Here is a 9,641-nt window from a genome sequence, read left to right as displayed (position 1 = left end):
ATCCCGGTGTCCGCACCGAGGGCCTTGACCAGGTCGTCGACTTTCCGGGTCGAGACGCCGTGGACGTAGGCCTCCATCACGACCGCGAACAGGGCCTGGTCCACCCGGCGGCGACGCTCCAGCAGCGCCGGGAAGAATGACCCGGCGCGCAGCTTCGGGATCTTCAAGTCAAGGTCCCCGGCCGTGGTCGACAAGGTCCTCGACCGTGTCCCGTTGCGGTGGGTGGTGCGATCGCTGGAGCGTTCGAACGGGGCGGCGCCGATGAAAGCGGTCGCCTCCGCATCGATCAATTCTTGATACAAGGTTTCCGTCGCGACGCGGATGCGATCGGTGACATCGGTGAGTTTGAGTTCTCCCAACAGGTCGAGCAGGACAGACTGGTCTAGAGCCATCGTGTGGTGTCCTTCGTGAGTTGCTTTAGTCGGTACTCACTGACCATCCCACGGTGGCTCTTTACGTTGACGAAGCAACGCTCAAGAGCGGGAAACCACACCACTCACGGGGACGTAACCTTTGCTTGCCGCGTTCGACCGCCGGTCGATGCGATGGCAGTCAGCAATGAGCCCCCCGCACCGTTAGACACTCGTAACTATTTTCTTGCAGCCCTGACATTCCTGTGGGGGATACTGAGCTGGTCGATCCCGCTTGAGCGGTGTCGAAAAAATTGAGCAACGATGCCAGGAGACCGGATGACCATGACGCAGTCGACCCTCCAAGAAGCTGTAGCGCGGGTAACGGCAGTAGCCGCCGCTCACGCCCAACAGGTTGATGCCGATGGCAGCTACCCTGTTGATTCAGTCGCGGCACTCAGGTCGAGCGGGCTGCTCGGCCTGGTGATCAGCGAGGAGGCCGGCGGCATGGGGGCCGGGCCAGTCGAGTTCACGGAGGTGCTGAGCGCAATTGCGGTGGCGTGCGGCTCTACCGCGATGATCTACCTGATGCATGTCGCGGCCGCGGTGACGTTGGCATCCGCCCCGTCGACCGCGATGCCGGACCTCCTGTCGCGGATGGCTTCCGGGGAGGTGCTCGGCACTCTCGCGTTCAGTGAGAAGGGGTCGCGATCTCACTTCTGGGCTCCCGTGTCCGAGTCGGTAGTCGACGGGGACGACCTTCGTTTCACCGCCTACAAAAGCTGGGTGACCTCGGCCGGGTACGCCGACGTGTACGTGATGTCGTCGAAAAGCGCGGTCGACCCGGAGACCGTCGACCTGTACGCGATCCCGGCTTCGACACCGGGTTTGGACATCGCCGGTCCGTGGAGCGGACTGGGCCTGCGCGGCAATGCGTCGAGCCCGATGACGGTAGCGGTCACTATTCCGTCCAGTTATCGTCTCGGTGAGCCGGGCAGCGGGTTCGGCACAATGATGGCCACCGTGCTTCCCTGGTTCAACCTGGGCAACTCGGCAGTGTCGCTCGGACTCTCAACCGCAGCTGTTGATGCCGCCGTCGCACACGTGACCGGTGCCCGGCTGGAGCACCTAGACCAGGCTCTTTCCGCGTTACCGACGATCCGGGCACAAATCGCGAAGATGAGCATCACCTTGACAGCGCAGAAGTCCTATCTCGCACAGGCGGCCGCGAAAGTGGCGAACCCAGCCGAGGACACTCCGCTGTTCGTGCTGGGGGTGAAGGCATCCGCCAATGACGCTGCGCTGACCATCACCGAATCGGCGATGCGGGTGTGCGGCGGAGCGGCGTTCTCAAAACACCTACCTATCGAGCGGGCCTTCCGGGATGCGCGTGCGGGGTCGGTCATGGCCCCGACCGCCGACGTGCTTTACGACTTCTACGGGAAGGCTGTCACCGGCCTTCCGCTGTTCTGAGGTTCGGATGTCGAAACTCGTCGGAGCCCCCCTGCTCATCGGAGCGGTTGCCTACACGCCCAACGTCGTTCCCATCTGGGAAGGCATCCGCGAATACTTCGATGAACCGGCAACGGCGATGGATTTCGTGCTGTTCTCGAACTATGGTCGCTTGGTCGACGCGCTGCAAGCGGGGATGATCGACATCGCCTGGAACACGAATCTTGCGTATGCGCGGTCCGTGCTTCAGACCGACGGGCACGTGCGGGCGCTGGCCATGCGCGACACGGACGCCACATTTTCGACGGTGTTCGTTGCGGCAGCGGGAAGCGGCTGGTCCGGACCCGGCGATATCGCGACTCGGCGCCTGGCACTCGGGTCGGCAGACTCAGCGCATGCTGCGATTCTGCCGTTGCATTATCTGCGCGAAGCCGGAGTGGATGTCGATCACCTGCACATTCAGCGCTTCAACAGTGACATCGGCAAGCACGGTGACACCGGTCGCAGTGAGCTGGATGCGATCGATGCGGTGCTTGCCGGTGATGCTGATGTCGCTGCGATCGGTATCACGGTGTGGGAGAACATCGGCCGCGGCGACCTGATGCCGGGCATGCTGGAGCCGGTCTGGCAGACCGAAACTTACTCGCACTGCATGTTCACCGCCCTCGACACCTTGCCCGAGTCGGTCTATGCACCGTGGGTGGCGAAGCTGCTCGCGATGGACTGGGAGGTGCCAGCGCACCGTCGCATCCTCGAATTGGAGGGTCTGACCCGATGGGTCGAGCCACACCTCGAGGGCTACAACGGATTGTTTGCGGCGATCAAGGAACAGGGCGTCGACGCCCGATGGTAGTCATGGCGCTGATGCGGACCGTGGAGCAAATGGCCGAAGGCGACACGGCAGAGTTTGCGGTGGCGTCGGCGAGCGAACTGGAACTCGTGCGCCGATGGTGCGAGAAAACGGGCAACACCCTCGTCAGCACTTTGATGGTCGAGCAGGACACCGGCCACGTGACCGTGTGCCGGGGCCGGCCGCGCAACCCCGGCAGCATGATCCCCGCCGACCGGATGCCCGGGGCGCGGCTCTGGCTCTACACGAACTTTCACTGCAACTTGGCCTGCGACTATTGCTGCGTCGCGTCGTCGCCGAAGACCGATCCGAGTCTGCTCGGTATCGACAATATTCAGGCACTCGTCACCGAGGCTGCCGACTGGGGGGTGCGCGAGCTGTATCTCACCGGCGGCGAACCGTTCCTGCTGCCGGACATCGACGTCATCGTGCGGGCCTGCGTAGATCGCCTGCCGACCACACTGCTGACCAACGGGATGCTGTTCCGCGGCCACGGGCTGCGTAAACTACAGGCGATGCCGCGTCAAGGCTTCGCGCTCCAAATCAGTGTGGACTCACCCACCCCCGAGGTACACGATTCCCACCGCGGTGTCGGCAGCTGGAAACGGGCACTCGCCGGAATTCGAGTAGCCCTCGACGAGGAGTTCACTGTGCGGGTCGCCGCGACGATCTCGGCGCACGACGACCCGGCCCTCGACCAGTTGCACGCGCTATTCGACGGGCTCGGCATCCCGCGAGCCGACCAGGTCATCCGCCCCATCGCGCTCCAAGGCGTCGCGGAAGAGGGGGTCGCATTCACACGCGAATCGCTGATCCCCGAGGTGACCGTGACGGCGGACGGTATCTACTGGCATCCCGTCGCTGCCCTTGACGAAAACGCGCTCGTGAGTCGCCGGATACTCCCCCTGGCTCCCGCGCTCGACCGGGTCAGTGAGCTCTTCACCCAACAGTGGTCATCCGCAACGTCCGCCACGTCGATGTTCGCCTGCGCCTGAAACGAAGGAGAACTCCATGACCACCACCCGAACCACCGCACCGACACATATCAACCAGATCGAGACCGGGCGTCTCACTCGCGCGGTGCTCGCGGCCGTGCGGATCGCAGTGGGGTTGATGTGGCTGCAGAACGTGAACTGGAAACGCCCGCCAGACTTCGGGCAGGCTGCCCAAGACGGCCTGTACCAGTACACCGCCGATGCGGTGAAGCATCCGGTGCTCGGAGCTTTCAGCTGGCTGGTGCAGAATGTCATCTTCCCCAACTTCGCGCTCTTCGGCTGGGGGGTGCTGATCGCGGAATTCTGTCTCGGCGCGTTCCTGCTCGTGGGATTCCTGACACGCTTCTGGGCGGCCATCGGCATCCTCCAGACCATCGCCATCACCCTCTCGGTGCTGAACACCCCCGGGGAGTGGCAATGGAGCTACTACCTGATGTTCGCAGCGCAATTCGTCATCCTGGCAACCGCCGCGGGAAGGATCGCAGGCGTTGACGGGTTGCTGAGACCCCGGTGGTCGCTCGGCTCACGCCGGCCGGGTCGGATTGCGATGGCCCTCTCATGAGCGCCACCCCACTTGCCGGTGGTACAGCTTCAACCTCAGCAGTTTGGCGTACCCGCGGCCTGATCGTCGCAGGCTTCACCGCGCTCAGCTCGTTGTTCTCGCTGCTTGACTACACACCGCTACAGTTCATATCTGTCAACCTTCTGCAAGCACTCGTCTTGGTCGGACTCGGTGCCCTCGCCGCGCTCGGCTGTGCACTGCGAATGCCCGCGCTCCTGTTAGCGGCCGGCGCGATCCTCATCGTCGTCGGGCTGGTTCGCCTCGTCACCTACGCTGCGACTATCGGCATCATCTCCGGTTCTGTCAACGCCGCCGCCCTAATGACCGGACTCGGCACTGCTCTCACCGCCATTTGGATCACCTCATGGCCGATGCCCAAACGTGGTTGAAGACACCACGGTTGATTGGCAGGTCCAACAGGCCCATCGTCACGACCACCAGCGCACTCCGCACCTGAAACGGTGCGAGCCACGCATCCCCCCTCGAAAGCCCTTTGCGTTGAGTGGGCAGGCCCCGAACAACCCTCTACAGGGTTGCCACGCGATGCAGCATCAGTACGATCAGAAGCCACAAGCGATGGCCTCCCCGCTGTCCCGCAAGCCGACGGGCTTGCGGGACAGCGTTCGGAGGCGTCGGGGCCGGGCGTAGCCTGCCAAGCATGAAACGGGACGTGGACGAGGACCTGAAGGGCGCGGAATTCCGCGAGTGCAACCTGAAGAACACCCGTCTGATCGGCGTGGTTATGCAGGGCGCCGTGATCGACGGGCTGGTGACCAACCTCGTTGTGAACGGCGTCGAAGTCATGGAGAACGTCGAGGCCGAGCTCGACCGTCCTCACCCGGTCCGCCGACTCATCAGATCGGACGACCTGGCCGACGTTCGCCGAGGGTGGCGGCAGCTGCGCACCGGCTGGGCGGCGACCGTGGCGCGCATGCGGCAGTCGCCGGGCATCGAGCACGAGCGTGTGAACGACGAGTGGTCGGCTGTGCAAACGCTGCGCCACCTGGTCTTCGTCCACGACTCGTGGTTTCGGCGCTGCTGTCTCGGGTCGACCGACCGATTCACTCCGATGGGGCTCGGCATCGACTCTGTGCCCGGCCGCGAGGAGTAGGGTCTCGACCCATCGGCGAACCCGACGCTCGACGAGGTGCTGGCGAGCCCAGAGCTCATTGTCGGGCAGGCAGTGTCGGGCAGTCACCGTCGGGCCAGAATAGGTGGTACGTGGTTAGAGACGAGGGGGGCGATGAGATCGACAGGGTTCAAGGCGACCTCGGTTCTTGCTAGCGCGGGCGGACTCCTCACCAATAGCGGAGTCGACGACGCGGTCGACGTGCTGCTTATGATTGTGGCGGCCTCGGCGTCGGGCTCGAACGTTCACCCCGAGGTAGTCAACGCCGCCCGGCCCCCTCTCGCGCGTGAGGATCGGGCAATCGAGGCCGAGATCGGTCGGCCTGCCCATCGTGTGGCAGCGACATGAACACCGTGACCCTGATCGGCGACATGTCTGCCCTGCTGCATGGGGCTCGGCGATGACGGCCGTCGTGGTGATCGCCAAGGAGTGCCTGCCCGGTCGGGTGAAGACCAGGCTGCACCCGCCGCTCAGCCTCGAGCAGGCGGCGCTGCTCGCGGCGGCAAGCCTCGACGACACGCTCGCGGCCGTTGGGGCTCTCCCGGCGACGCGTCGCATCCTCGCCTTCGACGGTGTCACGCCGCCGGTCGCCGCCGACGCCTTCGAGATCCTGCCCCAGACGTCCGGCCGTCTCGACGCACGCCTCGCGGCCATCTTCGACTCCCTCGACGAACCCACCCTCCTCATCGGCATGGACACACCCCAGGTCACCACGGCGCTGCTCGAGCCAGTCTTCACCGACTGGGACGACACCACGGATGCCTGGTTCGGCCCAGCGAACGACGGCGGCTTCTGGGCGCTCGCGCTCGGCGACCCGCGCGGCCTGCTGTCGCGTCGCGTGCAGTCGAGCGGCGTGCTGTCGCGTGGCGACCTGATCCGCGGCATCCCGATGTCCCAGGACGACACCGGCGCCCGGCAGCTCGCCCGCCTGCACGAGGCCGGGCTCCGGGTGCGGCGGCTCCCACACCTCACCGACGTCGACACGGTCGCCGATGCCGACCGGGTGGCGGCCCTCGCCCCCGGGGGCCGGTTCGCGGCGAGCCTCGCCACGATGCGGCCCGCGGTGCCAGGCAGGCCCGACGCGGGGCTGACACCGAGCGGGTAGGAGCTGTCGCCGGGCCAGTGATGCATCCGACCTCGCTAGTGTCCTGCGCCGTTAGCGTTAGTTCGTTGTAGAAGTCTGCTGAGGGATTCGAGGATCTGTTCGGCGGGCTTGGTCCAGATGAATGACTTCGGGTTCTCGTTCCAACCCTTGACCCATTTGCGGATGTCGGATTCGAGGGCTTGAAGGTTTTGCCGAGGCGTCCCGGACACACGCGGGCCCGGTGGTTGAACGTTGTCTGGCGGCATCACATGGCTGCGGTTCAGCTATTCAGCTGACTCGAGCCATGTGTCTACGGCGTCTCGTGCGGCGGCGGGCCGTTCATGGAACAGGAAGTGGCCGGCGCCCTCGATGATGGTGAATGTGGCTGCAGGCATTGAGGCGGCTGTTTCTTCGGCGGCGGCGAGGGGAATGAGGCGATCTGCAGCCCCGTGGATGATCGCCGTGGGACACGTTATCGACGGCAGTATCGAGCGGAGGTCAGAGCGCTGAACGACAGCACACTGTTGGCGCAGGAAGGCGCCTGGGCCAACTGGCGCTGTCATGGCCCGCCATGTGGCCAGCAGTGCCTGGTCAGACTCGTTGTTGGCTGCGACGACGCCGGGGAAGGCGGCGTCGACGAGGGCGTCGAAATGCCCGTCCTCGACGAGTGCGGATTGGTTGGACCGCGCCTTGACCTGCTCTGTGGTGTCGGCTCGGGCGGACGTGCTCACGAGGGCGAGGGCGGTGACTCGGTCGGGTGCTTGCCGGACGACTTCCAAGGCGACGTACCCTCCCATGCTGGTACCAAGAATGGCGAATTCTCCGGCGTTCTCGCGGAGAATCCGTTCAGCCATTGCCGCGATCGTGTCGTCATGGCGGGTATCGGCAATGGTGACCTGACCGTGGGACCAGACAGTGTCGATCACCGGCGCGTAAGCGAGGGGGGAGCAGAGCAGCGGCGGAACCAGGACGATCTTCATGAATCCATTCTCACCCGACCCACCGACAGTCAAGTCGAACGCCACCTCGTAACGTCCAGTTGGATGAGGCAAGCGTGAGTTCATTTGGCTTGTTCTGCCTGGATGGTTGAGGTTGGTGCGTCGATCCAGGCCGCGGCTGGGGAGGCGAGGAACTTTGGCTCGCCTCTGGTGCTGAAACGCTCGCGGTTCCCCTTACGGGTCAGTGCTGTCCTCTCGCAAACATTGCGCTCCGAATTTTTCCTGGCACTTTCTATCGGCTCAGCTACGCAGCAGTTATCAGGAACGCTTCTCGACAAATAATTCGAACTCGACTCAATTACGGCGACAACACCTCACTGGGCGACGATGTCGTTCTCCGCGGCGCAGACGAACCAACCGACACGTCAGCAGAGGGTGGCCAGAAATTCCTCAATGGACCTCGCGGCGCACAGAACTGGGAATTCGTTCAACTGCACCGCTACACCTGGGATCCCTTGTATCCGCCCAGTGAATCCATCGCCCTGGGTCAGGCCATGGGACTGCCCCCGGTTTGGTTGACTCCTGACCTGTGGAGATTCGTCTTCGCTGGAAAGATGTCATCATGCCCAAGCCCTACCCACCCGAGTTCCGCCGCGATGTTGTCGCGGTAGCCCGGAAGCACGAAGCCCCGCTGAATCAGATCGCGAAGGACTTCGGGATCTCGGAGTCCTGCCTGGCGAACTGGCTGAAGAAAGCCGACGTCCAAGAAGGCGTCAAGCCCGGCGTGACCGAGAAGGAATCCACCGAGCTCCGGGATGCCAAGAAGCGCATCCGGCTGCTCGAGCAGGAAGCCGAGGTCATGCGGCGGGCCGTCGCGTATCTCTCCCGGGACGTCAACCCAAAATGATCTACCCGCTGGTCCGTGAATTGGCCGTCGACGGTGTCCCCGTCACGGTGACCTGCCGGGTGTTGCGCTTCTCTAAACAAGCGTTCTACCAGTGGAAGCGCAACCCAGTCTCCCAGCGCGACTGGGACGACGCCCACCTCACCAACGCTGCCTGGGACGCTCACCGGGACGACCCTGCGTTCGGCTACCGATTCATCGCCGACGAGCTCCACCAGTCGGGCCTCACGGCCGGCGAGAACCGGGTCTGGCGGCTGTGCTCGCAGCAGCGACTCTGGTCCGTGTTCGCGAAGAAACGCGGCCTCACGCGCAAGGCTGGCCCTCCCGTCCACGACGACCTCGTCAAACGGAAATTCACCGCGACACGCCCGAACCAGCTCTGGCTGACCGACATCACCGAACACCGCACCGACGAGGGCAAGATCTACCTCTGCGCGATCAAAGACGTCTACTCGAACAAGATCGTCGGCTACTCCATCGACTCCAGGATGAAGGCGTCCCTGGCCGTCGCGGCCGCCCGGAACGCGATCAGTCAGCGCACCATCAACGGCACGATCCTGCACTCGGACCGCGGCTCTCAATTCCGCTCCAACGCGTTCCTGCGCGTGCTGAAGAACAACGGCATCACCGGATCGATGGGCCGCGTCGGCGCCTGCGGCGACAACGCCGCGATGGAGTCCTTTTTCGCCCTGCCGCAGAAGAACGTTCTTGACCGGCAGCGGTGGTCAACCCGAGAGGAACTGCGCCTCGCGATGGTGATTTGGATCGAACGGACATACCACCGCAAGCGCCGGCAACGCCGCCTCGGCAAGCTCACCCCGATCGAGTTTGACACAATATACGTGGCCTCAAGGCCGCCTGAAACCACTAACCCTTTGAGTCAACTGAACTCGGGGCAGTCCCGTGCGGAGGACGAGTTGGTGCTTCTCCTCAACGGCCGTGCCAACGGCACCCCCTACAACTGCAAACCGTGAGGACCATCATGAGAAAACGCATTCGTTTCTGCTTGGCTGGCCTCGCCGTTATCGGCCTGGCAGCACTGGTCGTCGCCAATCTTCCCGGCCACGCGGAAGCGGCCGTGAATTTCAGCGATCCCAGCGTTGGCTTCCGTGACCAAGCCAGCGGCGCATACCTGCGCATCGACCTGGACTCCACAGCTGCTGGAGTGGGCCAGTTCTACTTCAGCGCACCGGGCGTGGGACTCGTCGTCCCCGCGAAGACGGCGACCCTGGACCCACACAGCGCCCACGACGAACAGTTCCGCTACGACGGTGCCGGCACCCAGTATGCCTCGGCTGTGCTGACCAGCGACATCGCCCAACCCGTCCCGAGCGGGGCATCGGGCACGGCAACCATCAAAGTCATCGGTCATGACGA

Annotated in this window: 10 protein-coding genes and 1 pseudogene; 9 read left to right on the top strand and 2 right to left on the bottom strand. The window is 64.2% G+C overall.

Going from position 1 to position 9,641, the window contains the following annotated elements; all coding sequences use genetic code 11:
- On the bottom strand, positions 1-392 hold a 392-nt coding region (locus tag QN350_RS17710; RefSeq protein WP_323516987.1), incomplete at its 3' end, for a transposase.
- A 297-nt stretch (positions 393-689) separates the two neighbouring features.
- Here QN350_RS17710 and QN350_RS17705 point away from each other — a divergent pair.
- The 7 genes from QN350_RS17705 (at position 690) to QN350_RS17675 (ending at position 6,443) form a co-directional block, all read left to right on the top strand.
- The gene (locus QN350_RS17705; protein ID WP_322140309.1) at positions 690-1,823 is read left to right on the top strand and encodes an acyl-CoA dehydrogenase family protein; all 1,134 of its coding nucleotides are present in this window, start codon (positions 690-692) and stop codon (positions 1,821-1,823) included.
- A 7-nt stretch (positions 1,824-1,830) separates the two neighbouring features.
- On the top strand, positions 1,831-2,655 hold the full coding sequence (locus QN350_RS17700; RefSeq protein ID WP_322140308.1) for a phosphate/phosphite/phosphonate ABC transporter substrate-binding protein: 825 nt from the start codon (positions 1,831-1,833) through the stop codon (positions 2,653-2,655).
- Between the two features lie 29 nt (positions 2,656-2,684).
- The gene (locus tag QN350_RS17695; RefSeq protein WP_322140307.1) at positions 2,685-3,647 is read left to right on the top strand and encodes a radical SAM protein; all 963 of its coding nucleotides are present in this window, start codon (positions 2,685-2,687) and stop codon (positions 3,645-3,647) included.
- Between the two features lie 16 nt (positions 3,648-3,663).
- Positions 3,664-4,209, top strand: a complete 546-nt coding sequence (locus QN350_RS17690; RefSeq protein WP_322140306.1) for a DoxX family protein — start codon at positions 3,664-3,666, stop codon at positions 4,207-4,209.
- Complete coding sequence (locus QN350_RS17685) at positions 4,206-4,598, top strand: hypothetical protein (RefSeq protein WP_322140305.1); 393 nt, start codon at positions 4,206-4,208, stop codon at positions 4,596-4,598. Before QN350_RS17690 ends, QN350_RS17685 begins: the two co-directional genes overlap by 4 nt.
- A gap of 281 nt (positions 4,599-4,879) precedes the next feature.
- Positions 4,880-5,320 carry a hypothetical protein gene (locus QN350_RS17680; protein ID WP_322140304.1) on the top strand — a complete coding sequence of 147 codons (441 nt, stop codon included), beginning with the start codon at positions 4,880-4,882 and terminating at the stop codon, positions 5,318-5,320.
- A 418-nt stretch (positions 5,321-5,738) separates the two neighbouring features.
- Positions 5,739-6,443 (top strand): TIGR04282 family arsenosugar biosynthesis glycosyltransferase, encoded by a 705-nt coding sequence (locus tag QN350_RS17675; RefSeq protein ID WP_322135538.1) that lies wholly within the window; start codon positions 5,739-5,741, stop codon positions 6,441-6,443.
- A 263-nt stretch (positions 6,444-6,706) separates the two neighbouring features.
- Here the strand turns inward: QN350_RS17675 and QN350_RS17670 are convergent, their stop codons facing one another.
- The gene (locus QN350_RS17670; RefSeq protein WP_323503435.1) at positions 6,707-7,402 is read right to left on the bottom strand and encodes an alpha/beta hydrolase; all 696 of its coding nucleotides are present in this window, start codon (positions 7,400-7,402) and stop codon (positions 6,707-6,709) included.
- Between the two features lie 580 nt (positions 7,403-7,982).
- Between QN350_RS17670 and QN350_RS17665 the strand changes: the two are divergent.
- Both QN350_RS17665 and QN350_RS17660 read left to right on the top strand, forming a co-directional pair.
- Positions 7,983-9,106 (top strand): annotated as a pseudogene (locus QN350_RS17665) (IS3 family transposase); the annotation flags it as partial.
- Positions 9,107-9,246: 140 nt separating this feature from the next.
- A partial coding sequence (locus QN350_RS17660; protein WP_323516985.1) for a hypothetical protein occupies positions 9,247-9,641 on the top strand: 395 nt, incomplete at its 3' end.

Origin of the sequence: Cryobacterium sp. 10I5 (assembly GCF_035019865.1) — a bacterium.
GTDB classification, from domain to species: Bacteria; Actinomycetota; Actinomycetes; order Actinomycetales; family Microbacteriaceae; genus Cryobacterium; species Cryobacterium breve_A.
Note: the sequence above shows the minus strand (reverse complement) of the source record. Positions and strands in the feature narration are given on the sequence as shown.

Bases quoted from the DNA above. Each gene is read 5' to 3' on its own strand.
- QN350_RS17700 (WP_322140308.1), top strand. From the start codon at position 1,831: ATGTCGAAACTCGTCGGAGCCCCCCTGCTCATCGGAGCGGTTGCCTAC.
- QN350_RS17690 (WP_322140306.1), top strand. From the start codon at position 3,664: ATGACCACCACCCGAACCACCGCACCGACACATATCAACCAGATCGAG.
- QN350_RS17675 (WP_322135538.1), top strand. From the start codon at position 5,739: ATGACGGCCGTCGTGGTGATCGCCAAGGAGTGCCTGCCCGGTCGGGTG.
- QN350_RS17695 (WP_322140307.1), top strand. From the start codon at position 2,685: ATGGCCGAAGGCGACACGGCAGAGTTTGCGGTGGCGTCGGCGAGCGAA.
- QN350_RS17705 (WP_322140309.1), top strand. From the start codon at position 690: ATGACCATGACGCAGTCGACCCTCCAAGAAGCTGTAGCGCGGGTAACG.
- QN350_RS17685 (WP_322140305.1), top strand. From the start codon at position 4,206: ATGAGCGCCACCCCACTTGCCGGTGGTACAGCTTCAACCTCAGCAGTT.
- QN350_RS17670 (WP_323503435.1), bottom strand. From the start codon at position 7,402: ATGAAGATCGTCCTGGTTCCGCCGCTGCTCTGCTCCCCCCTCGCTTAC.